The following is a 22,251-nucleotide window of genomic DNA, read 5'->3' on the forward strand; positions in this document are numbered from 1 at the left end:
TTTACACCCCATACGCTTCGATTCGCCAGACCATTCCAGATTTATCTCTAAGTGGTGGTGTGTGTATTTTGTATTTGCAATCACCTATAACAAAAATATCTCCTACAATTGGCCTCAGTATATCAAAAATGCTTACCTCAAGAAAAAGCATCTCTCCCACAAATTGTCCTTCACCAATCTCGTATAATTTATCTGGCTGTTGCTTTAATACCTGTACAATATATGACTTATCCTTTGATTTATATAAAGCCACTTCTCCTAAATGGGCAAAACAATCTTTAAATAATCGCTTAATATTTTCTTGCACATTTCTCCGTTATATACTAACATTTACATGCTAAGAAGAGGTAAAGCATTCTTCTGCCTCACACTGCTTTATAATTGCTCTACCTATGTTGCAACAACCCTGACTAATACCCCAGGTCTGTGACACATTGGCAGAGGGTTTGACTGCGTATGCAAATCAGTCCCTCTATCAAATCTTCTTGGCTCTTGTTTTGCATATAGTGGCTGTCCTAGTGTATTTACTGTTTCATTAAAATCTGCTGGTGCAAAATATGTTGTAAATGTGCTCGCTGTTCCTACTGGAAAACAGTGTCCTGTATCTCTTTCTATAAACCTTCTTACGGTTCCTTCAGGATCAGTTGCTTGCCCTCTATATTCCTCAAACGTGATTCCACAAAACGTAAATCCTGATCTCATATCATTCCTTAGCGCTGCTCCTTCTTGCCATCTCTCGTATGCTTCTTTCACTTTACTATGCGAAGTTAGTGCATCAAAAAACTCAGGGCTTACCAAGGCATGAATTCCCGTCATATATTCACCACTTAGATTATCTTCTATATGCCGGAGTACTTCCATACACTTACGCTTTACATCAGTTGTTGCAGTTCCTAGTGCAAAATTTACTACTTTTGGTGTGATTTCAAATTCGTTGTACAGATTTAATAATTCTGACCCATCAGCATCTAAAATTATTCCTTTTAGCGCTCCCATTCGCAAATGCTCTAATGTTATTGCGTGTTTGTTTCTCATTAGCTGTAAATGGTCAGTTATTACGTCTGCCAGCGCTTTCAGTTCACTTTCTGATCCAAATGCCCTTATTCCCTGTACTTCCTCTGGTAACACTACATCATCATGTGGAATATGCGGAATCGTAAACGTTCTTACCTTTCTTTTTCCTCTTTTTCCTACTGTTGCTGGTGCTCCTGGAATTTGCGTTGGCAATAGGCTTAAAACTCCGTTGTGTTCTTCTATGGTAATATGTCTAAATCTTACTGACCTACTTGGAAACAAATTTAAATTTTCAATTCGTCCATAATTTATCGGCAATATATTTATCGCATTTGTTAGCGCCGTCATGCTAAATGCTGTATTTGTAAATGGATTTTGCATTCTTTTTCCCCCTTATTAATTTAAGTTACACTCCCTTGCGGACAATGATCCCTCGTGCTTCAAGTTGCTTTATTGCTTCAGCTTTCTGTTCTTCAGTGATATTTGCTGGCCACACAACTGCATGATCTGCTAGTATTGCACCACGAGTAATAATTACTGCTTTGGAATTTTCTGTCGCATTTACATCACTTACTATTGCACCTATTGCTGTTTGTGTGCCGTCTGTTCCAGTGGGATTAAGTACTCTAATAAAACCATCTTCCGTCTTTTTGGCAACTACTGCACCAAGCTTAAGATTTTGACCTTTAGCTACTGTTATTTGGTCTCTTGAATATAGATTTGAAACTTCGTATTTCAGAAGATCCCCAAGGTTATTTTGTTCTGTTATAGTACTCATTTTGCTTTTCCCCTTTATTTTTTACTTTTGTTATACTACGAATATTCTAAATGCCAGATTGTGCACGACTTCTTGCTACCTGCATCATTAAATCTTCTGACGAATTCTGTGGTAATGTGCTTAAAATTTCAGTCTTCATTGTTCGTTCTGCAAGTATCGACATTAATATTTCTTGTGCTTGTTTGCTGCTAACATTCTGCTCTATAAATTCTCCTATTTTCTCTGGCATTCGTGATAAGTTGCATAAACGTATTAATTCAAGAACTTCAGCATGATAACTGTCATTTTTGATTTTATTAGTTAAATTATCAGTTTCTAGGTCAGTTGTAGTTTGTTCATTCATAGTAATACTCCTGTTTTTATTAATAGATGAAAGAATTGTCATTCCATCTGCAAGACCTATTTCTACTGCTTTCTCCCCAAAATATAGCCCTGCTTCCGTTGATTTGATTGCTTCTATAGAAAGGTTTCGATTTCGTGCTATTAGCTGCACAAACATTTCATATAGTCGGTCTACTTCTTTTTGTAAACTTTCCAGACTTTCAGACGTCATTGGCTCATGTGGGTTTAAATCATTCTTTCGACTACCAGCAAAGATTGTGGTGTACTTAATACCTTGCTTTTCATCAAATCTACTTTGATCTATATGACTTGCTATTACTCCTATACTCCCAACTCCTGAAGTGCGGGTGAGAAAAATCTTTTCAGCGCTAGAAGCTATAGCATATGCAGCAGAATATGCATCATCATTTGCTATTGCAATAATTCTCTTTTTTGCTCTTGATTCATAAATAAAATCAGCTAGGTCAAAGACACCGTTTACTTCCCCTCCGGGACTGTCTATGTCAAGTAGAATCGTCTCTATGCTTTTATCTTCTAAAGCACTCTCTATCTCTTCATGAATATTTTCATACGAAGTCATGTCTAAAATATGATCAAAAGCTTCTGTTTTTTTTGTCAACACTCCATAAATACGTATTATTGCTATTCCTTTTGGGTTTATATGAAAATGCTTTAAATTCTTAAAGATAGGTTGTTTGCTGTTATATAATGATAGTAGTTCAAAGCTTCTTCTCTCTACCATTATTGGTTTATTTATCCACATCACCTTCTTCCCCTTATTGTATTTTATGGCACATTAACGTCACAATCGAAACAAAGTCCAAAAGAATTAGCACGCTTTTGATCTTCTGCTATTTCTTGGTCAATTTCTTCTACATCATAACCCATTTCTGATACTACTTCCGATCGACTCTTAAATCCATTTCTTACTGCCATTTGCTGTGCTTGCTGATCTTTTAGCGGATCCACCCAATCAAATCCCTGCGGTATCCATTTTACATCTTTAAATATTTGATTATCTGTTGTAGGAAGCTCTCCAGATAAAGTGGCAAGTTCTAGCCATCTATTCCATACTGGTCTGCAAAACTGGAATACCATAATGTTGTGTTGCAGCATAGCGCATCGACGACGAAACTCTATTAATCCAGCTCTGATTGATGAATAATTAACGCCTGTTAAATCTCCTGTTAGTTGCTCGTATGTTATCCCTGTACCTATTGCTATTGCCCTTAGCTGCTGTCTCATGAATGCTTCATAACTTCCTCCAACATCTGATGGCTCTGAAAATTTTATGTCCTCTCCTGGGTCTAAAAGCTGCATTGTTCCTGGCTCTAAACCTGATAATGCTACTCCTTGCTCATTTGCTTGCGCCTCACCTAAAATATTTGCCTCAGGATCAAGTCTCGTAATAAACCCTGCAAACATCGCTGCTGTCTTTTTTCTTACTAATTCTGCATCATCGTATTGATCAAGTTCATAAAGCTTTAGCAGTATATTAGAAAGCGTTCGGTAGAAGCTGTAGCTTTACTCCTCTCGTTTGAGTTTTATTACTACAACTCCCCCTAAAGAACCGTGCTTGCAGATTTCCCGCACACGGCTCATCAATATTAGTTTTCACAGTCGTCCCTCTTATGCATATAAAGAAAAATGTATTTTTGGCTTTGGTAATGGATTTACTTCTACGTAGTGTACAAACTGTTCCCAGGTCATACTCTTTTTCTGACTACGCCGATTTATCCATTTAAATGCTAGCTTTCTTACTGATGTGTAAAATTGTTTCAAACACCAATAATTTCCGCTAATACCAAAGTAGTTATAGTGTCCTGTTAATTTAGCCTTCAGTACTTGCCACCAAGCTTTAAGTCGAATACTTCCGCGGACTATTTTCAACCACTCCTTGATTTCTTTTAGTTTTCTGGCTAGATTTAACTTTGAGGTTTTATGTCCCATTATTAATCTACCACGACGACTTTTTGCACCATAGTGCGTAAACCCCAGAAAATTGAAACTTTCCGTCCTTCGTTTCTCTCTTATCGCTTGTTGCCACTCCCTCTTGCCAAACTTTACTACTCTGGTCTTGTTTTCAGATACTTCCAACCCAAATTTATTTAGCCTTTGTTTCAGTAATTCCAGAAATTCTTCCGCGTCTACCTTACTTTCGCAACAAACCACAAAATCGTCGCAAAACCTTATTAGTTGTATATATCCTCTGGATCTTGGTTTAAATTTCTTTTCTATCCATAAATCCAACACATAATGTAAGTATATATTTGCTAATACAGGACTTACTATACCACCTTGGGGTGTACCTTGTTTTGTTGCTTCATAATTTCCAGCTTCGACTATCCCTGCCTTGAGAAACCGCTTTACTAACCACCGCAAATTTGGGTCAGTTATTCGTTCCCTTAGACATCTCATTAGCCATTTATGCTGTATATTATCGTAGAACTTCTTGATATCCACTTCTACAATGTAGTTTATTGGCTTGTACATAACTGCTTTATCTAGTGCATTTACCGCTTGATGACAGTTTCTTCCAGGTCGAAATCCATATGAGCTGTCCAGAAAGTTTGCCTCGTAAATATTTTCTAGTATCTTCTTCAGCATAATCTGTACTAATTTATCCTCGGTCGATGGTATTCCGAGTCCGCGTTTCTCTTTACTTCCAGCTTTCGGTATATATACCCTCTTTACTGGTTGTGGTTGATATTGCTTCCTCTTCATACTTTCTACTAGCACTTCGAGTTTCTCATTCAGATTTTCTCCGTATGATTCCACTGTTATCTGGTCTACTCCACAAGCCTTGTTACGCTTCAGTTCTTTATAACATCTCGCAAGATTCTCTGTATTTATCAGATGGACTAACGATGTGAATTTTAGTCGCTTATCTTGCTTTGCTCTTACTGCTATCTGGTTTAGTTTATTTTGCATGTTATTCCAACCTCCGTTGTATTGGCCTAGCAATCCCTATTCCAGTTACTATATTGCTGATCGCTTCCCCTTGTACGTGGCTTTCCCACATTCTGAGTACTATCAATCAGTCCGACTTCCCCTGCATCTTCCGCTAGTTCTTGCCTTTGTTGACTTGTTCCAGCGTACCTTTGTAGGAATGCATAGGATCTCCCAAGTTCACTTGAAGTCCATTTCAATACATGGCACGGTCTCAGATCCCGATAGAGTGAGTGATAACTTGCCTTTACGCTATCCTTCATGCTGTCTTCCATGGCCATGAAAATGTCGACCTCTATGTCTTCAGGTATTTCGGAACTCAATCCCTTCACTTTCGTTGTACCCTGCATTGTCCATCCCACTAGCTCTATTACACTCGTTACCTCATGCAACATAGTGGTCTGTTCCAAACTGTTGGCTAGACTTTGTTTGTGTTGGATTTTCACCAACTGTTCTCCAAGCACTTCTTGGCGCACCTTGAAATACCTGACAATAAACCAAAAGGATGGGATTCAGCTGATGGTATAGAAGAAAAGATGAATATTCCTGAATTCATTGAAAATAACTCGAAAAAAATCATCGTTAAGCAATTGCTTAATATTCAAGAATGGAGCGTAGAACGTTTTATAGGTCCAGTACCGGAGCAAAAGTTTCTTGTTGAAGGGTTATTTCCTTTAGGAGTGACATCTATTCTAGCTGCAATGGGAGATACTGGCAAAGGTATGCTTCTGCTTGATTTAGCACTGAAAGTTGCGAGTAGAAAAGATCAGCCATGTGGTTTTGGTCCTTTAGTTACTGAACATGGATCTGTGGTAATTTTCTCAGCAGAAGATGATATGAGTGAAATACATCGTCGTTTAGAGCGTCTTGATTCGCAATGCGAAAGATTAAAATATAAAGATAGGCTCTTTATTGTACCATTACCAAATGTTAGTGGATCACTTACAATCATAAAGAGTGTTTCAGGTAAAGTTATAGAGACTTCTCCTGAATTTGAATCGATAACAAAACAACTTAATAAAATAAAAGACTTAAAATTAATCGTATTTGATCCACTTGCATCATTCGTGCATGCTGATTTAAATACTGACCCAGCCGTAGGCGATTATTTGATGTCTTTATTATCTGATTTAGCAGGTAGCACTGGAGCATCAATAATTACTGCCCATCATATGAGAAAGCCAAAAAGTGAAAAACCTATATCGACTGTTGAGCAAGCACGTGATGCCATTAGAGGTACATCTGCTCTTGTTAATGGTGTTAGGTGTTCATACGCTTTTTGGTCTGTGGAAGATACAGCTAAACTGACAATTTTTAAATCAATAGGAGAATCTGTAAGACAGAACGCATTATTTTATGGAGCAATTGTTAAAGCAAACGGTTTGGCTGATCGCACTTTACGCACTTATTTAAGAAATGAAGAAACAGGATTGTTAGAGGACATAACTGAAAGATTAAGAATAAAAAATATGAACGAAAAAGATTCAAAGCAGCATCTTATAACTGCAATTACACGAGCAGCAATTTCTGGACATCCATTTACCCATACAGGAAGTACAGGAGTGTATAAACAGCGGCATAGACTACCTGAGGAGTTTCACAGTATAGGAAGAGATAGAATGGAGCGTATAGTTCAAGAGCTGTTACAAGCACGGAAGTTGGTTAAAGGAATGGCTACACACTCAAAAGAAGATAAATGGCTTGACATTCCTAGCGGACCATTTGCTCGCGGTGTTGGAAAGTTTAGCTGTGGAGCTGAGCTATTCTCCTAAAAAATTTTCCTGATATAAAAAAATATTTTGATTTTTGCGGACGAATTTTGAACTCACCGTACATATATAATATAGGGGGCTTAATTAAAAATGTCAATACTCACACAGTCAGGAAGAGCAGCAATAGCAGCCAGCATAAAAGAGCAATCTATCCATCTTGCTTGGGGAACAGGTGATTCAAGTTGGGAAAGTAGCCACAAAGTAGAAAAAACTTTCGTTAAGGGTGAAATAAAATTTGATCATCAACCTATTAAAGATGTGAAGCTTTTTACAGGGCAAACAACTTATCAGCCAAGTATTGACTATACAGTTAATGGCAGTACTGGTGTAATAAAACTTACGGAAAATAGCTCTATTCCAGTAAGTGATAAAGTTACTGTACAGTATACTGAAAGCACACCACCTGAACCTATAAATTCTATAAAGCTCTTGAATGAACTTGGCAGACGTACTGCAGATGAGGTTCTCTTTTGCACAGGTGATGAGAATGGAGAGCTTTTGACTCCAACAGGGAGGTTTAGGTCCTCAAATGTACCAACCAATAATTTGTACCTTAAATTTACTTTCGATTTCACGGATGCAGCAAATCAAGTGATAAGGGAACTAGGGGTTATGGTTGGTACTAAAATAAAAGAAGGATTACCTGAAGGACAGAGATATTTCGAGCCAAAAGACGTGGAAAATCCTGGAATTTTGTTAGTTTTAGAATACACCGTACCACTTATCAGAACTGCAGCAACCAGGGAAACTTTTTCATTTGTTGTAACTTTTTGAATTTTTCTAGCATTAAATGACTTTAAACGCCTATTACAACCGCTTTAATCCTGACAAAGAATACGAAAAAAGTTTGTTCCTGGCAGGAAGAGGTCTACAGTCTGCAGAATTAAATGAGACTCAGGAGTATGCTCTTTCTAAGCTTAAAGGCATAGGTGATGCAATATTTCGTGATGGTGATGTTATAACAGGAAGCAATTGTATTATAGATAGAGAAACTGGTAAAGTTACGCTTGAATCAGGAAAAATCTATCTTCGTGGAGCGGTTAGAAAAGTCGAAAAAGAAGAGTTTGTTATTCCACTGAGTACTATAGTTCGCATAGGTGTTTATTATCTAGAATCTACGATTACAGAACTTGAGGATGAAAACCTTCGTGATCCTGCTGTTGGTACAAGAAACTATCAGGAAGTAGGAGCTGCAAGACTTAAAGTTTCCACCATTTGGGGTTATCAAGCAGAAGGTCTTTCTCCACGTTTTTCTGAAGGAGAGTTTTATCTAATCTATAACATTGAAAATGGAGTATTAATAGAACATTCACCACCTCCACAAGCAAACATAGTAACTACTGCGCTTGCTCGTTATGACAAAGAGGCAAATGGTTCCTACGTCGTAAATGGTCTTGAAGTAATGTTCCTGCAAAAGGAAGAGGGAGAAGGAGGAAAACAAGTTTTTGTAATTAATGAGGGCAAAGCTCATGTTGATGGCTATGAAATTGAGTTACCTCACAGTATTCGTGTTTCCTTTGATGAAGATCCGGATATAAAATCAGTTGAATCAGAGCCACATACTTTTCAGCCAAATAGCCAAAGAGTAATGGAACTGAAGGTTAATGATTTTCCAATAAGTGAAATCAAAAAAGTAGATATAACTGTTCAAAAAACTATTACCATTACTCACGGTTCATATTCAGGAGCCATTGATCCGATACCTGACTCTGCAGTACTTGAAATTATTCAAATTAAACAAGGCAATGTTATTTATGAAAATAGTATAGATTACAAATTAAACGCAGGAAACGTTGATTGGTCATTACCTGGTAAAGAGCCAGCTCCTGGAAGTAGTTATCAAATAACTTACCGCTGTCGTACTCATGTAAGCCCTGAAGATATAAGTGAAGAGGGATGTAAAGTAAGAGGTGCCGTTGATAACAGCTTGGTTCTGGTTGATTACACCTGGAAAATGCCCCGCTATGATTTAATTACTATCGATAGCAAAGGAGTAGTAAGGAGAATAAAAGGTATAGCTCACCCTTGGCGACCATCAATGCCTAAAGCGCCCTCTGGACAACTTTTGCTCTGCTACATTCATCAGACGTGGAAAAACGGAGAAAAAGAAGGGGTGAAAATAGTGAATAATGCTATTCATGCTGTGCCAATGAATGAACTTGAAGCAATGAAGAAGGGAATAAATGATCTTTATGCTCTTGTTGCACAGGAGCGTTTACGCAGTGATGCAAATTCAAGAGAACCTACCACCAAAAAAGGAGTATTTGTTGATTCGTTTTTTGATGATGATATGCGTGATCAAGGAATTTTGCAATCTGCAGCAATAGTAAATAAGGAACTAATTTTACCGATAGACGTAGAAATTATTGATGTTGAAAAGAGCACAAAACCTTATCTTTTACCGTATGAACTTGAGCCGGTATTGGAACAGCTTTTACAGACTAAAAGTGACAAAATTAATCCATATCAAGCTTTTGATAAAGTAACCGCAAAAGTTACTCTAAATAAAAACATTGATCACTGGACCGAGGCTACCACAAATTGGAAAAGTCCAGTGACAAGAGGTTTTAATATTACGGAAACCACAGAGCTATTGTCAAGTAATTCTTATGAAACTGAATTTATGCGAGAAGCAGTACAGAATTTTGAAATTGAAGGTTTTGAGCCAAATGAAAAGCTCAAGGAGGTGAAGTTCGATGGTATCTTCATTCAGCCTACTGCGTAAGAGGTAAAAATATGCTCACAGCTAACAACCAGGGAAAATTAAAGGGAAAGGTGAAAGTGCCAGCAAACATTCCAGCAGGTACTAAATTAGTACAGTTTTACGGTGATAAAGGCAGTTATGGAGAAGCAACTTATACTGGTAAAAAAACAATTACCATAGAAGAAAGAAGAAGAGTTATCGCAGCAAGAAGAATTGACCCTTTAGCCCAAACATTTACTTTAAATGAGAGCAGACACATAGGAGGCCTAAACTTATGGTTCACAAATAGCGGCAAAAAACGTGTTGTTGTGCAGATTAGAGAAACAGCAGTGGGAATGCCCTCACAAACTGTCATTGCTGAAAGCTATATTGAGCCAAAAGATATAAAGATAGATGGCACAGCAACACGTATAGAATGGTCGCCAGTGTTTTGCCATGCAGGAGAGGAGTATGCAATAGTGCTACTTACTGATGATTCTGGTACTGCAGTCAAAATAGCAGAACTTGGCAAATATGATGCAGTAAATAGCCGCTGGGTAACAAGTCAGCCATATCAAGTAGGAGTATTACTTTCATCTAGCAACGCAAGTACTTGGACACCACATCAAAATTTAGATCTAACTTTTAGGCTTTTAGCAACGAAGTTCACTGAAAATTCTCACGTTATTGATCTTGGTAAAGTTACTGCAAATAACGTATCAGATTTAATTGTTTTGACGAACGTCGAAAAAGTAGCATTTGATACCAATGTAGAATTTATCTTAACAGATGAAGAGGGAAGAGAAAACTTTTTGTCTGATAATTTGCCGCTTGCACTGCGTGAAAGAATAAATGGGGAATTAACGGTAAAAGCAAGCCTAAAAGGAGGGCGAGAGAAAAGTCCAGTGCTATATCCAGGGTTACAGCTAGTTCTAGGTAATCTTTTAGAGTCTGGAGATTATGTTACAAGAAGTATTACAGCAGGAGCTAACACTAAGATTACCATAACATATGATGCGCTAATACCTGGCACTGCAGATGTTAAAGCATATGTACAAAAAAACGTGGATTGGCAATTAGTAAATTTAACATCAGGAAAACCAATTGGAGAAAATTTGGTAGAGAGAACTCATGTGCTATCAAATTTTAATGGTAATGATACAAGGATAAAATTGGTTTTAAGTGGAACAGTTGTTTATCGCCCTAAAGTCAAAAATCTACGAATCATTATCACTTAGCAGAATGTCAGATGATAAAACAAGTAGAGGATATTCTTTGCCTCATCCAGAAAATATTGCTGTGCAGGATGTTGTTCGTATCCGTACCACAATTGAGAAAATAGATGAAGATATTACCGAAAGAGAAGATGAGCATAATCAACTTAAGAGTAATTTTGAGCGGTTTAATTTTGAGACTTTTTTAAATTTTTGGAAATGAAAGAAGCAATATACCAAAGGATAAAGGATTTAGCAGCAAGTAGCACACCTGATCAATTGGCATATCTTGCAAAATCGCTGGAATTGATAGCAGATAAAAAAGCTATTGCTGACATTGTGCAGATGACTGAGGTAAAAGAGATAATTGATGCACTACAAAAAAGACTTAAGGATTTAGCGGCAAATAGTACACCAGATCAATTAGCATATCTTGCTAAAGCACTGGAATCAATAATCGGCAAAAGTTCAGTTTCTGAAATTGTACAGATGACTGATGGTAAGCTAAAAGAACTTCTTGATAGTGCAAAAAAACACTTAACTGATCTGGATAATAAAAAAGCTAGTTCTTTAGCAGTGATCTCTGAATCAGAGAAGCAGTTATTAAAGAGAATTGATGAAAAAGGAACAACAAATTTATCGCTACTTGATACGAGAAAGAATGCCAATATTGCAGCAATAAATAGCATTAGTAATAGTCATAAAGATGGTCTTAAAGGTTTAGTAGAAGATTTTCGTGCTGTTAATAATGTACCACCTGGCTCATCAATTATAGGAGAAATAGAAACTCGAATTAAAAACATCTCTAATGAGGTAAAAACTCGGGATGAACAGTTAAAAGCGTCTCTTATAAATGAAATAAGAAAGCGCAATATGGTTGAATCAGGGTCATTACCTTTCTTATTTGGTGTACTTGGCAGAAAAAATAATTACTTTGGCCACGGAACTTTTACGACAGAGCTTGGAAAGTGGAGTAGTGATATAACAAAAACTGACTATATGTTACAACTACTAGCAGGTAGCCATACGTACAATACAGATTACGTTAGTTTTTATCGGCCAAGACAACTCAGTTTTATAGAGGGAAGTAAAGGAACATTTATTTACGGAGAGTTATGCACAAAAAGTTTTTCTGGTAGTTATGATGAGATATACTATTATCCGTATGCTGCACTTGGAGTAGTATTTGTAAAAAATACAACCAATGTGAACATAAATAAGACAATAGAATTTGTTGGATCATCGTATTCGAGTACGGAGTATGGGGGAGCAGGATTATTTGTGGGAACACCAGATAATACCAATTCTAATAAATCAAGTATTTCAAGAATAATATGGAAAAATGTTTACCAATACACGAGTTCTGATAGCAAGTTAGCTGGATCTGGTAATGTGGAGATTCCAGCAGGAAAAACAGTTGCAATATTACTTTACACATCATCTTACCTGTATTCCAGGACACAAGTTAGTCAAGGTATGCTTGCATCAAATTATGTACATAACTATGGTCAATTTATTCAGTGGGGGATTTATAACATACGTAGCAATGTTCTAACTACAGGACTTGAAGTAGATGTGGAGAGAACGCTAAAAGCTTGGCAATGTCCAGGATTAGAACGAACTAATCAAATATGGCAATGAGGAGGAATTTATGACTATTTATATACGTTTTGAAAACCACAAGCAGATTGAAACAACAACACTTGAAAACAAGCCAACTGGAAATGATTGGTATGAAGCACCAGAAGATTTTGATTGGCAAAAAAGCTATTGTCTAACAGAAGGGGAGAAAATTGTTGAAAGGAATAAGGAAGATATTGAGCTGGAATTATTGGAAAATGCAAAACTTTCTGCACTTTCTAGTCTCCGTACTTATTATAATAACTATACTCACCAATACGCAGGATATTCTCATCAGAAGCTTAAGTCGTACGAAATACAAGCAAAAGCCGCAGAAAACATTCTAGCAGCACCAGAATCTATAGACGAAAAAGATGCAGAAATTATAGAGCCATTAGCAAAAGTACGTGGTATTACAGTTACTGAAATGGCAAGGATAATCGAGGAAAAAGTGAAAAAAGCAGTAAAAGCGATAGTGAAATGCGAGGAGTTGGAAGACATGGCGAAGAGGAAAATTGAAGAAGCTAAAAGTGAAGAAGAACTGCAAACTTTGCTAGATGATTGTAAACAAAAAATGCAAAACCTAGAAACTTAAATTCTTTTCAAAAATCAGCGTGCAAGGAAAAAAATGACAGAAGAATTTTTACACGGAGTAAATGTTATTGAGGTAACCTCAGGAGCAAAGACAGTACGTACAGCTAAATCATCAGTGATAGGTGTAATTGGTACTGCTCCTGAAGCAGATGGGCAAAAATTTCCACTGAATAAGCCAGTGTTAATTGCAGGAAGCTTAAGGGAAGCAGCAAGACTTGGAAAAAGAGGAAGTTTACCTTCTGCAGTAAATGGAGTATTTTCCCAAATTGGTGCAACAGTAGTAGTTATTCGAGTTGAGGAAAGTGAAAACAGCGATCCAAAATTAAAAGAAGAAGAGACGCTGAAGAATATAATTGGCGGTGTTGATAAAGAAACTGGAGAGTATCAAGGGATAGAGGCATTCCTCAGCAGTGAAAGTATAATTCATGTTGCTCCAAGAATATTAATTGCACCTCAGTTTACTCATCAACTACCAGAAGATGCAGTGGTTGCAGCATTAATTCCTATAGCAGAAAAGCTGAGAAGCATAATAGTAGCAGATGGTCCAAATACCAATGATGAAGAAGTAATAAAATGGAGAAAAAGTGTAGGCAGCTCAAGAGTTTACGTAGTTGATCCTTGGGTTAAGGTATTTATTGAAGGAAAAGAAGAAATTTTGCCAGCAAGCCCATTTGTAGCTGGTTTAATAGCGAAAGTAGATAGTGAGCAAGGATTTTGGCATTCACCTTCAAACAAAGAGATAAATGGTATTGTTGGAACAAGCAGGCCTATTGATTTTACGCTCGGTGATACAAGTTGTAGAGCAAACCACTTGAATGAAAATGAAGTAACAACGATAATTCATCAAAACGGCTACAAACTTTGGGGCAATAGAACATGTTCAAATGACTCAAAATGGGCTTTTTTATCAGTGAGAAGGACTGCAGATTTAATCAATGATAGTTTACTTCGAGCTCATCTCTGGGCAGTTGATCGAAATATTACCAAAACTTATATAGATGATGTAATTGAGGGGGTGAATTCTTATTTGGCCAATTTAAAAGCACAAGGAGCTATTATTAGCGGAAAATGTTATGCAACACCTGAACTCAATACACCGGCAAATATTGCAAGCGGGAAAGTATATTTTGATTTCGAATTTACACCACCATATCCAGCAGAACAGATTACTTTCAGGTCACATCTTGTGAGTGGTACAATATTATAAAAATGGGAGAAAGAGATGTTACCGAAGATTTTAAAGAATTTTAATGTATTCGTAGATGGTCGGGGTTATGCAGGAAAAATTGATGAGATAACGTTACCAAAGCTCACCATAAAAACCGAAGAATATCGTGCTGGTGGTATGGATATCCCAATAAATATTGACATGGGCATGGAAAAGCTTGAAGCAGACTTTACTTTCGCTGAGTATGATTCAGAACTATTTAGACTTTTTGGCTTGATAGATGGAAATTCAGTATCTTTAACGCTCCGTGGAGGAATGCAAGGAAGTGGTAGCAATGATATTGAAGGAGTAATTATCAACCTCAGAGGCATATTCAAAGAATTTGATTTTGGTAGCTGGAAACCTGCTGAAAAAGCCACTCTAAAATGCACTGTAGCTGCCCATTACTATAAACTTACGATAGGTGGTAATGAACTGATAGAGATCGACGCTGAAAATATGATTAGAAAGATAAATGGTGTGGATCAAATGGCCTTGCTGCAAACGGTTTTAGGTATTTAGGTTTAGTTTTAAAAAGATTTTAGAATTTTATTTTTTAGGAGAAAGTATGACAACAGTAAAACTTGATAATCCAATAACAGTTGATGGTATTTCTATCTCAGAGCTTACCATTAGACGTCCAAAAGTTAGAGATTATATAGCTATTGAGAGACTTAATGGTAGTGATCTAAGTAAGGAAGTAACTTTGACTGCCAATTTGACATCAGTTGCAAAAGAAGCAATTGAAGAGTTAGATATTGCTGATTATGTAAAAGTACAAGAGGTATTAAAGGATTTTTTTTCACCGATTATCCAAAAAACTTGAGGTCAGAAGTAATCGAGCTCAGTTCTATTATTGGTAGTGGAATTGAGCCTTTGCTTGATATGGAAATTAATGAATTTATTCTATGGCATGAAGCAGCGAGGAAGGTACAATGTCAACGTTATCTATAAAAATTGGAGCAGTCCTAGATGGCAGTTTCAGTACTGTAATAAAAGGAAGTAGCAGTCAACTTACTCATCTTGGTGAGAATATAAGAAAGCTTGACTCATCTTTAAAATCAGTATCAAAGTTTAAGCAGTTAGGTCATGATGTTTTGACTAGCAAGAGGTCATGGAAAGGCTTTGAAGATCAAGTAAAATCTTTAGCTAAACAAATGAAGGCAATAGAGAAACCGAGCAAAACTTTAAAAGCAGAATTTGACAAGGCCAAAACCTCCGCAATAAAAGCAAAAGAAGCATATTTGAAAAAGAGAGATGCTTTGCATTCATTTAATGAAGAAGTAAGAAAAAGTGGAAGAAATATTAAGTCATTAGTAAGTAATCAATATAAACTTGGCTCATCTGTTGAAGCGCTAAAAGGTAAGTATGGTAAGCTTGGGTCTGCAATACGTAATCACCAAAGTTTTTTAGCAAGCAAAGCACATTTTAAGTCACAAATTATAGAGACTATTGGACTAGGTCTTTCGCTTGCAGCTCCGATCAAGGTTGCGATTGATTTTGAAAGTGCTATGGCTGATGTAAAAAAAGTAGTAAAATTTGTGCAAAATGATACTAAAGATGAAGCATCAAAGTTTGCTAAAGAATTAAAGAAATTATCTCGTGAAATACCCTTGTCAGCTGCAGAATTAGCACAAATAGCTGCAAGTGGTGGTCAACTTGGTATTGACAAAGATGATTTTATGAAGTTTACAACAGTAGTTGCTAAAATGACCACAGCGTTTGACATGTCTTCAGAAGAAGCTGGTAATGCTATTGCGAAAATATCCAATGTCTATGGAATTAAAGTTGATGGTATGGAAAATGTAGGTAACATAATAAACCATCTTTCAGATAATACTGCTGCCAAAGCTAAGGAAATGGTTCTTACACTGAATAGAATTGGTGGTAATGCTAAACAGTTTGGTTTAGAAATTGATCAAGCAAGTAGCTTAGCAAGTGCGTTCATAAGCTTAGGTAAACAACCTGAAAAAGCAGCAACTGCTATAAATAACTTTCTTAGTAAACTACAGACTGCAAGAGAGCAAAGTCCTGAATTTCATGATGCATTAGATGAGATGGGAACAAGTATAGAAGAGCTTGAACAAACCATTAAAAAAAATCCTCAAGAGGCAATATTGCAATTTCTTGAAACTTTAAAAGAAATAGATGATCAAGAGCGTGCCGGTATTCTTATGAATCTATTTGGTGCTGGGTTTCAAGATGACATTGCTCTTTTAGTAGGAAGCTTAGACATTTACAAGAAAGCTATTGAACATTTAGCTGATAAAGAAAAATATAACGCTTCAATGCAGGACGAATTTAACAATCGGGCAAACACTACAGCTAATAAATTACAATTACTTAAAAATGCAGTATTTGAAGCTGGCATGAATCTAGGGTCAGTGATGTTGCCTACTTTAAATTATGTAGCTGGAAGTTTGAAAGCAATAACAGAGCGTATAGCTTCTTTTGCAGAAAAACATCCAACTTTAACTACGGCAATCATGAGTACTTTAGCAGCTTTGATAAGTTTAAAAATTGCAGCAGTAGGACTAGGATACGGATTTACATTGCTAGGAAGTACGATTTTTGGTCTGAAAGCAAACCTACTTGGAGTATTTTCATTTTTATCAGCTACAGTTTTTCCTGCAGTAATAACAGGACTAAGAGCAATAACGTTTGCTGTAATGAGTAACCCGATTGGACTTTTAGTAGCAAGTCTTGTCACTGGTGCAGCTCTTGTTATCACTAACTGGCAAAAAGTGAAAGACTTTTTCTCTAGCTTTTGGAAATCACTCATTAAACCTATAGGAGAAGCTTTTTCATGGATGGGAAATACAGTAAGTAGTATATTTGCTGAGAATAGTCCGATTAGAAAATTTGAAAATAATGGAAATGTTGTTAATGAGCTTTCTAAAAATAGCATTTTCAGTAACGGAAACCCATTGACAAGTAATAGTGCTATTAAACAATTTTCAGAAAATAGTAAAGGCAATTTTGAGAGTTTTAAAGTTAAAGGTGTTATAGAAGAAAAAAGAGCTATAGAACAAGAAGAAATTGAGAAAGCATTCAAGAAAAGTAGATATGAAAATAGGGAATCTAAAGTATATAACCAAGCATTCTATCAAACGTTTAATATCAACATTAAGTCTGAAGATGTCCGCAGCGTTGCTGATGCAGTAATAGAACGATTTAGAGAACAAGCACGTGGGGCACTTTTTGATATAGTTGAAGAGTTACATTGATGTTGCTTGGAAAATGTAAGCTTGAACCAATAAGCCTAAGATACAGTAAAGAAAAAAGGTGGTATACAATTGAATGTATTGAAAAAACGTCGCTACAAAACATTGGTTCAGGAATTGAATGTATTGATTTAACAGGAGTGATTTATTCACGTTATCAGAGTAATGGCTTAGAACAGCTAAAAAATATACGTAACACTCAAGAACCACACGTTCTAGTTGATAATTCAGGAAGTGTATTTGGAAATTTTGTCATTACTAATGTAGAAGAAAAGCAGATATTATTTTTTCCTGATGGAAAACCGAGAAAAGTTGAGTTTATTTTGAAGTTAAAAAGTTACAGTAAGTGATTTATTATTACACGAAAGAAAACGAAATGTTGGATTACATTTGCTGGAAACATTATGGATACAGTAGTGGAGCAGTGGAGGAAGTATTGCTTGAAAATCCAGGCCTTGCAGAATACGGAAGCTTTTTGCCCGCTGGATTAAGAATTAAGCTTCCTAAAATTCAAAAAATACCGAAAGAATCTGTTATAAACATTTTAAATGAATGACACCAGATTTTGATATAGTAGCAAAAAATAACCCAGTAACAGAGCTTTTAAAAAAGAGTTTAATATTACTACGTGTCACTGATGGATCAGGTACTACAAGTGACGAAGCTGAGATATGTATTAATTATAGTTCTAGCGCTTTAGAACTTAAGGGTAATTTACAGGTTTTTCTAGGATATAAAGAAACAGGTTTATTACCTATGGGGGTATATAAGGCAAATCAAATTACAATACAAAGTCCACCACAAACTTTAAGAATAAAATGTGACGCTGCAAGTTTAAGAGGATCATTAAAGGAAAGAAAATCAAAGGAATGGAAAGACATTACCTTGGGAGATTTGATTAAAGAAATAGCACAAGAACATGGGTATGAAGGTAAAGTCGCTGAAAGATTTGAAAATATATTTGTACCACATATCATCCAAGCAGAAGAAAGCGACATGAGTTTTTTGGAAGGATTAGGCAAAAAATATGATGCACTAGTAAAACCAGCAGGAGGATATATAATTTTTATTCCGAAGGGAGAAGCAAGATCAGCGACTGGAAAGATGTTAGGTACAACAGTATTAACACCTAAAGATATTATAAATTGGGAGGTAAATTTTAATGTGCGTAACAAATATGGATCTGTTATTGCAAAATGGCACAGTTATGAAAAGGGAGAAACTATAGAAGAGAAAGTGGGAAATGAGGGTCCAAGTTATACCCTGCAAACGCTTTACTCTACCGCAGAATCAGCAATTAGTGCAGCAGCAGCTAAGTTAAAACAACTAAAACGTAGTACATCAAATTTAAATGTAACTGTTCCTGGTAATCCAGAATTATTTGCAGAAGCTAAGATCAGCCTTTCAGGATTTTGTCAGGAAATTGAAGGTGAATGGATAATTAGCAAGGCAGAACATATTCTGAATAATAGAGGATATCAAACTATAGTAGAGGCAACAGTGAGCAAAGCTGTTTAAGTGAAACTTAAGCAAATGATTATTTAATTCCAAATAAATGTATAATACATGAGCATAAATTCGATCGTACATAAAAATAGACTAATTTTATTAATAGCACTAGCAGTATGTATTGTAATCGTATGTATTTCCTTATCTGAAAAGAGATATAAAGATAGCATTACTAAATTAGAGATTGCATCTGAAACTTGTGACCTAGAAAATATCGAGCTCTTGATACAAAATAATGTAAATATTGGCGAAAAAGCATTGCATTATGCTGCAGAAAAAGGATGTTTAGAAATTATAAAATTTTTAGTAGAAAAGGATGTTGATATAAATACTGCCAATAAATTTAAGCGAACAGCACTACATTATGCTGCAGATAATGGACATTTAGAAATTGTCAAATTCTTATTAGATAAAGGATCAAATCCTATAGCTACAGATCGAGATGGAAGAAGACCAAGAGATATGGCTGTAGTGGAATTGCGATATGATAAAAACAAAGGCAAAACATATAGAGAAATCATAAAGCTACTTGCTAAAGCAGAGGATCAATACGAATCAACAAAAAGTAATCACTAAAGCTGTAAGTTTTCTATAATCTATACATAAATTTCTAAAACTATCCATAACAAGTTAATATTTTCACATGAAAAAGCAAAAAATCCCAATTACGGTAATTATTACCATATTAATCCAAACCGTAGCATTGATATGGTGGTTATCCAAGCTAGACTCAAGGGTACAATTTCACGATAAACTCATTGAATATGGTTTAATGGAAAAAGTGTTAGTACTTGAGGAAAGGGTAAAAAATCTTTCTGAGGAATTGGATGAACTTAAAGCTGATTTAAAGTAATTATTCTTCTACTTTTGGTGTGTAAGCATCAGATTGAGATTGACGATCCTTCCAGTTTTTGATGTATTGCTCGACTAATGGAGGATCTCCTGTTATAATTAGTAGATTCTCAGCGTTTTTTTTCTGTGCGGCATCAGAAAAATTGAAAGACCCAGTTATGATTTTTTGCTCATCAATAATAATTACCTTGCTATGAGCAATAGCGGGTTTAAAGTCAATCCATATCGGAATTTTGTGCTCAAATAATTCGTTAATTACACTATGTTTTGAACTAGTTTGTGATTCATCTAGAATAACCTTAATATCAACTCCACGCTTTTTAGCTTGAACCAAGGATTCAGCAATAGGCTTTGAGGTAAATTGGTATGCCTGAACCAACACAGAACTTTTAGCATGATCCACGGAATCAATTATTAGGTTGGTGCAATTTTCTCTAGGAGTAAAACATACAGTAGTACTAGGACAAGAAACACAACCTGATAAAAGAGAACAAGTTAATAAAATTATTAAATATCTAAACATGATTAAATATATCCTTTCAGTTGATGGCGGAGGCATAAGGGGCATAATACCAGCCATCATTCTAGCAGAAATAGAAAAAAGAACAAGAAAGAGAGTAGCTGAAATCTTTGATCTTATGGCAGGAACCTCAACTGGTGGAATTGTTATAGCAGGATTATGTAAAAAAGATAAACCTCAATATTCTACTAATGATTTAGTCGAGTTCTATCGGGAATATGGACCATATATTTTTAAGTCTTCATTTTTTAGGCGATCAATACTATCTTGGTTTAACTGCGCACAATATCCACATAAAAATATTGAATTTGTACTGGATAAATATTTTGGTGATGATACTTTACAAAGCACCTTAAATAAGGTACTGATTGCAAGTTACGATATTCACAATAATTGCCCATTTTTCTTCAAAAGCTGGAAAGAAGGTAATATTAAGCTGAAAGATGCACTCAGAGCTGCAACGGCTGCACCTACTTATTTCATACCAAAACATCTAAAAATTAACCAGATAAACAGAGTATTAGTGGATGGCGGGGTATTTGCAAATAATCCAGCGGCTTGTGCATATGCAAGTGGTAAGAGGTTATTTCCAAATGATGAGATTATACTGTTATCACTAGGTACTGGAAGAACAGACAGAAGCATAGAATATGCCAATTCAAAGAGATTTGGAAAAATAAGCTGGATAAAACCACTACTACATGTGATGTTTGCCTCAAGTTTAGATGCAGTAAACTATCAACTTAATCAAGTTATAGCTGATAAATATATACGTATACAATCGCAATTAAAAATAGCGTCACCCGACATGGATAATATTACATCAAAAAATATCAAATCTCTTCAGCAAGAGGCAAAGGCAATGATAGAGGATAACCAGAAATTAATAGATAAACTTTGCGATTTCATATCTTGATTTATACCAAGCAAAATTCAACTGAGCCAAAAAAGTTGGTTAGCAAATTCTGCAGAGCTAAACAAGGGTTTGGAATAGTTAATATATTAACTACTCTTACTTATATCTTAAATACAATTCAATTTTCACAATCACTCAACTCATCAGCAGTTAGACCACTTGCTCGCAAAATAACATCATTAGAAACACCTGCCTTCACTAGATTTTTCGCAACCTTGATCTTTTCTGTTTTTTTAACTTTCTCTTTGCTATTCTTCATATCCCTAGATAAAAATTTCTTCACTAATTCTTGCTCTTCAGTTTTTCTTAGTAAATTAAGTAGTTCACTATCTTCATTTGTTTTAGGTAGCAGAACTTTAATATTCACTGATAATCCTTCTGCTATTTGATATAATTTATCAAATGATATGGCAGTGTATCCTATTTCATACTCGTGTATTTCCTTGAGTGTTAAACCAACTTTGTTTGCTAAATCTTTTTGAGTATACCTTTTTATCAATCTCCATTCTCTTATTCTTTGCCCTACTCTGTAGTATATAGAATCAGTGCAGACTTCTTTCTCTGTATTATCATACTCGTAAATAGATAGGCCGGTTGCTTGGGAAATTATGTCAACTGAAACTCCTTCTTTTACTAGATTTTTTGCTACCTCTAATCTTGCTTCTTCTTGATTAATTTTTTCACTAATATGAACAAACCTGACTAATGAAGGTACTATTTTGCCTAACTTTTGATTCTCGTATATTTTTGTTAGATAGAGTATTTCCTCGTCTTCATAGCTGTCTTCCCTTACTATTACTGATTCAGGTAATAAATCTACAACATCAACTGATAATACTCTTGCTATTACATATAGTACTTCAATTGGAATAGGGCTATATCCATTTTCATAACTGTTTACTTTTTGGTATGTTAAACCTATTTCACTTGCTAATCCTATTTGAGTATGACCTCGCATTAACCTACTATTTTCTATTTTTTGCCCTATTCCATAACTAACATTGCTTGCAGAAACAAACACATATACCTCCATTTAAGAAAAAAACTTTATTGCTAT

The 22,251-nt window shown here is 35.7% G+C and carries 25 protein-coding genes and 2 pseudogenes; 17 read left to right on the forward strand and 10 right to left on the reverse strand.

What is annotated here, in order from left to right; genetic code table 11:
- Position 1: 1 nt before the first annotated feature.
- The 8 genes and pseudogenes from ABWU28_RS03975 to ABWU28_RS04010 form a co-directional block, all read right to left on the reverse strand.
- Positions 2-307, reverse strand: a complete 306-nt coding sequence (locus ABWU28_RS03975) for a hypothetical protein (RefSeq protein WP_264376406.1) — start codon at positions 305-307, stop codon at positions 2-4.
- A gap of 83 nt (positions 308-390) precedes the next feature.
- Entirely contained in the window at positions 391-1,395 is a 1,005-nt protein-coding gene (locus ABWU28_RS03980) for a major capsid protein (RefSeq protein ID WP_353274928.1), read from the reverse strand.
- A 25-nt stretch (positions 1,396-1,420) separates the two neighbouring features.
- On the reverse strand, positions 1,421-1,792 hold the full coding sequence (locus ABWU28_RS03985) for a head decoration protein (RefSeq protein WP_353274930.1): 372 nt from the start codon (positions 1,790-1,792) through the stop codon (positions 1,421-1,423).
- Positions 1,793-1,838: 46 nt separating this feature from the next.
- The gene (locus ABWU28_RS03990; protein WP_353274932.1) at positions 1,839-2,897 is read right to left on the reverse strand and encodes a S49 family peptidase; all 1,059 of its coding nucleotides are present in this window, start codon (positions 2,895-2,897) and stop codon (positions 1,839-1,841) included.
- A 23-nt stretch (positions 2,898-2,920) separates the two neighbouring features.
- A pseudogene (locus tag ABWU28_RS03995) lies at positions 2,921-3,637 on the reverse strand (phage portal protein); the annotation flags it as partial.
- The gene (locus tag ABWU28_RS04000; RefSeq protein WP_353274934.1) at positions 3,630-3,752 is read right to left on the reverse strand and encodes a hypothetical protein; all 123 of its coding nucleotides are present in this window, start codon (positions 3,750-3,752) and stop codon (positions 3,630-3,632) included. The pseudogene ABWU28_RS03995 and the gene ABWU28_RS04000, both read right to left, overlap by 8 nt.
- An 11-nt stretch (positions 3,753-3,763) precedes the next feature.
- Positions 3,764-5,065: a group II intron reverse transcriptase/maturase gene (gene ltrA, locus ABWU28_RS04005; protein ID WP_353274935.1), complete on the reverse strand. Its 1,302-nt coding sequence runs from the start codon at positions 5,063-5,065 to the stop codon at positions 3,764-3,766.
- A 26-nt stretch (positions 5,066-5,091) separates the two neighbouring features.
- A complete protein-coding gene (locus tag ABWU28_RS04010; RefSeq protein WP_353274937.1) occupies positions 5,092-5,478 on the reverse strand; it encodes a hypothetical protein in 387 nt (128 codons plus the stop codon).
- 72 nt (positions 5,479-5,550) lie between these two features.
- On the opposite strand from ABWU28_RS04010, the pseudogene ABWU28_RS04015 reads away from it, so the two are divergent.
- The 16 genes and pseudogenes from ABWU28_RS04015 to ABWU28_RS04090 form a co-directional block, all read left to right on the forward strand.
- A pseudogene (locus ABWU28_RS04015) lies at positions 5,551-6,855 on the forward strand (AAA family ATPase); the annotation flags it as partial.
- Between the two features lie 90 nt (positions 6,856-6,945).
- Entirely contained in the window at positions 6,946-7,629 is a 684-nt protein-coding gene (locus tag ABWU28_RS04020; protein WP_353274939.1) for a hypothetical protein, read from the forward strand.
- 16 nt (positions 7,630-7,645) lie between these two features.
- On the forward strand, positions 7,646-9,580 hold the full coding sequence (locus ABWU28_RS04025) for a DUF4815 domain-containing protein (protein WP_353274941.1): 1,935 nt from the start codon (positions 7,646-7,648) through the stop codon (positions 9,578-9,580).
- Positions 9,581-9,591: 11 nt separating this feature from the next.
- Complete coding sequence (locus ABWU28_RS04030; protein ID WP_353274943.1) at positions 9,592-10,776, forward strand: hypothetical protein; 1,185 nt, start codon at positions 9,592-9,594, stop codon at positions 10,774-10,776.
- Between the two features lie 4 nt (positions 10,777-10,780).
- Positions 10,781-10,975: a hypothetical protein gene (locus ABWU28_RS04035; RefSeq protein ID WP_214303255.1), complete on the forward strand. Its 195-nt coding sequence runs from the start codon at positions 10,781-10,783 to the stop codon at positions 10,973-10,975.
- A complete protein-coding gene (locus ABWU28_RS04040; protein WP_353274945.1) occupies positions 10,972-12,393 on the forward strand; it encodes a hypothetical protein in 1,422 nt (473 codons plus the stop codon). Before ABWU28_RS04035 ends, ABWU28_RS04040 begins: the two co-directional genes overlap by 4 nt.
- A gap of 10 nt (positions 12,394-12,403) precedes the next feature.
- Positions 12,404-12,967 (forward strand): hypothetical protein, encoded by a 564-nt coding sequence (locus ABWU28_RS04045; RefSeq protein WP_353274947.1) that lies wholly within the window; start codon positions 12,404-12,406, stop codon positions 12,965-12,967.
- A 33-nt stretch (positions 12,968-13,000) separates the two neighbouring features.
- Positions 13,001-14,173 carry a phage tail sheath subtilisin-like domain-containing protein gene (locus ABWU28_RS04050; protein ID WP_353274949.1) on the forward strand — a complete coding sequence of 391 codons (1,173 nt, stop codon included), beginning with the start codon at positions 13,001-13,003 and terminating at the stop codon, positions 14,171-14,173.
- Positions 14,174-14,188: 15 nt separating this feature from the next.
- Positions 14,189-14,695: a phage major tail tube protein gene (locus ABWU28_RS04055; protein WP_208571690.1), complete on the forward strand. Its 507-nt coding sequence runs from the start codon at positions 14,189-14,191 to the stop codon at positions 14,693-14,695.
- Positions 14,696-14,741: 46 nt separating this feature from the next.
- On the forward strand, positions 14,742-14,999 hold the full coding sequence (locus ABWU28_RS04060; protein ID WP_253303115.1) for a phage tail assembly protein: 258 nt from the start codon (positions 14,742-14,744) through the stop codon (positions 14,997-14,999).
- A gap of 109 nt (positions 15,000-15,108) precedes the next feature.
- Positions 15,109-17,400, forward strand: a complete 2,292-nt coding sequence (locus ABWU28_RS04065; protein ID WP_353274951.1) for a phage tail tape measure protein — start codon at positions 15,109-15,111, stop codon at positions 17,398-17,400.
- A complete protein-coding gene (locus tag ABWU28_RS04070; RefSeq protein ID WP_262986492.1) occupies positions 17,400-17,747 on the forward strand; it encodes a phage tail protein in 348 nt (115 codons plus the stop codon). The genes ABWU28_RS04065 and ABWU28_RS04070 overlap by 1 nt, the downstream gene beginning before the upstream one ends.
- A 26-nt stretch (positions 17,748-17,773) precedes the next feature.
- Positions 17,774-17,953 carry a tail protein X gene (locus tag ABWU28_RS04075; RefSeq protein ID WP_353274954.1) on the forward strand — a complete coding sequence of 60 codons (180 nt, stop codon included), beginning with the start codon at positions 17,774-17,776 and terminating at the stop codon, positions 17,951-17,953.
- Positions 17,950-18,915 (forward strand): phage late control D family protein, encoded by a 966-nt coding sequence (locus tag ABWU28_RS04080; RefSeq protein ID WP_353274955.1) that lies wholly within the window; start codon positions 17,950-17,952, stop codon positions 18,913-18,915. The genes ABWU28_RS04075 and ABWU28_RS04080 overlap by 4 nt, the downstream gene beginning before the upstream one ends.
- Before the next feature lie 48 nt (positions 18,916-18,963).
- The gene (locus ABWU28_RS04085; protein WP_353274957.1) at positions 18,964-19,482 is read left to right on the forward strand and encodes an ankyrin repeat domain-containing protein; all 519 of its coding nucleotides are present in this window, start codon (positions 18,964-18,966) and stop codon (positions 19,480-19,482) included.
- 67 nt (positions 19,483-19,549) lie between these two features.
- Positions 19,550-19,759, forward strand: coding sequence for a hypothetical protein (locus ABWU28_RS04090; protein ID WP_262986488.1), 210 nt, complete (start codon positions 19,550-19,552; stop codon positions 19,757-19,759).
- Here ABWU28_RS04090 and ABWU28_RS04095 read toward each other — a convergent pair whose 3' ends face one another.
- On the reverse strand, positions 19,760-20,281 hold the full coding sequence (locus ABWU28_RS04095) for a phospholipase D family protein (protein ID WP_353274960.1): 522 nt from the start codon (positions 20,279-20,281) through the stop codon (positions 19,760-19,762).
- On the opposite strand from ABWU28_RS04095, the gene ABWU28_RS04100 reads away from it, so the two are divergent.
- Complete coding sequence (locus ABWU28_RS04100) at positions 20,280-21,194, forward strand: patatin-like phospholipase family protein (protein WP_353274962.1); 915 nt, start codon at positions 20,280-20,282, stop codon at positions 21,192-21,194. The two genes, ABWU28_RS04095 and ABWU28_RS04100, sit on opposite strands and share 2 nt — an antisense overlap.
- 118 nt (positions 21,195-21,312) lie before the next feature.
- On the opposite strand, the gene ABWU28_RS04105 is transcribed toward ABWU28_RS04100, so the two are convergent.
- Positions 21,313-22,227 carry a helix-turn-helix domain-containing protein gene (locus ABWU28_RS04105; protein ID WP_410541989.1) on the reverse strand — a complete coding sequence of 305 codons (915 nt, stop codon included), beginning with the start codon at positions 22,225-22,227 and terminating at the stop codon, positions 21,313-21,315.
- Positions 22,228-22,251 lie beyond the last annotated feature (24 nt).

The sequence above is a fragment of the Wolbachia endosymbiont (group B) of Pilophorus perplexus genome, assembly GCF_964028155.1.
Lineage (GTDB): Bacteria > Pseudomonadota > Alphaproteobacteria > Rickettsiales > Anaplasmataceae > Wolbachia.

Bases quoted from the DNA above. Each gene is read 5' to 3' on its own strand.
- ABWU28_RS04105 (WP_410541989.1), bottom strand. From the start codon at position 22,227: ATGGAGGTATATGTGTTTGTTTCTGCAAGCAATGTTAGTTATGGAATA.
- ABWU28_RS04070 (WP_262986492.1), top strand. From the start codon at position 17,400: ATGTTGCTTGGAAAATGTAAGCTTGAACCAATAAGCCTAAGATACAGT.
- ABWU28_RS04020 (WP_353274939.1), top strand. From the start codon at position 6,946: ATGTCAATACTCACACAGTCAGGAAGAGCAGCAATAGCAGCCAGCATA.
- ABWU28_RS04030 (WP_353274943.1), top strand. From the start codon at position 9,592: ATGCTCACAGCTAACAACCAGGGAAAATTAAAGGGAAAGGTGAAAGTG.
- ABWU28_RS03990 (WP_353274932.1), bottom strand. From the start codon at position 2,897: ATGTGGATAAATAAACCAATAATGGTAGAGAGAAGAAGCTTTGAACTA.
- ABWU28_RS04060 (WP_253303115.1), top strand. From the start codon at position 14,742: ATGACAACAGTAAAACTTGATAATCCAATAACAGTTGATGGTATTTCT.
- ABWU28_RS04100 (WP_353274962.1), top strand. From the start codon at position 20,280: ATGATTAAATATATCCTTTCAGTTGATGGCGGAGGCATAAGGGGCATA.
- ABWU28_RS04010 (WP_353274937.1), bottom strand. From the start codon at position 5,478: ATGTTGCATGAGGTAACGAGTGTAATAGAGCTAGTGGGATGGACAATG.
- ABWU28_RS04095 (WP_353274960.1), bottom strand. From the start codon at position 20,281: ATGTTTAGATATTTAATAATTTTATTAACTTGTTCTCTTTTATCAGGT.
- ABWU28_RS04065 (WP_353274951.1), top strand. From the start codon at position 15,109: ATGTCAACGTTATCTATAAAAATTGGAGCAGTCCTAGATGGCAGTTTC.
- ltrA (WP_353274935.1), bottom strand. From the start codon at position 5,065: ATGCAAAATAAACTAAACCAGATAGCAGTAAGAGCAAAGCAAGATAAG.
- ABWU28_RS03985 (WP_353274930.1), bottom strand. From the start codon at position 1,792: ATGAGTACTATAACAGAACAAAATAACCTTGGGGATCTTCTGAAATAC.
- ABWU28_RS04055 (WP_208571690.1), top strand. From the start codon at position 14,189: ATGTTACCGAAGATTTTAAAGAATTTTAATGTATTCGTAGATGGTCGG.
- ABWU28_RS04040 (WP_353274945.1), top strand. From the start codon at position 10,972: ATGAAAGAAGCAATATACCAAAGGATAAAGGATTTAGCAGCAAGTAGC.
- ABWU28_RS04025 (WP_353274941.1), top strand. From the start codon at position 7,646: ATGACTTTAAACGCCTATTACAACCGCTTTAATCCTGACAAAGAATAC.
- ABWU28_RS04080 (WP_353274955.1), top strand. From the start codon at position 17,950: ATGACACCAGATTTTGATATAGTAGCAAAAAATAACCCAGTAACAGAG.
- ABWU28_RS04035 (WP_214303255.1), top strand. From the start codon at position 10,781: ATGTCAGATGATAAAACAAGTAGAGGATATTCTTTGCCTCATCCAGAA.
- ABWU28_RS04085 (WP_353274957.1), top strand. From the start codon at position 18,964: ATGAGCATAAATTCGATCGTACATAAAAATAGACTAATTTTATTAATA.
- ABWU28_RS04075 (WP_353274954.1), top strand. From the start codon at position 17,774: ATGTTGGATTACATTTGCTGGAAACATTATGGATACAGTAGTGGAGCA.
- ABWU28_RS04045 (WP_353274947.1), top strand. From the start codon at position 12,404: ATGACTATTTATATACGTTTTGAAAACCACAAGCAGATTGAAACAACA.
- ABWU28_RS04050 (WP_353274949.1), top strand. From the start codon at position 13,001: ATGACAGAAGAATTTTTACACGGAGTAAATGTTATTGAGGTAACCTCA.
- ABWU28_RS03980 (WP_353274928.1), bottom strand. From the start codon at position 1,395: ATGCAAAATCCATTTACAAATACAGCATTTAGCATGACGGCGCTAACA.
- ABWU28_RS04090 (WP_262986488.1), top strand. From the start codon at position 19,550: ATGAAAAAGCAAAAAATCCCAATTACGGTAATTATTACCATATTAATC.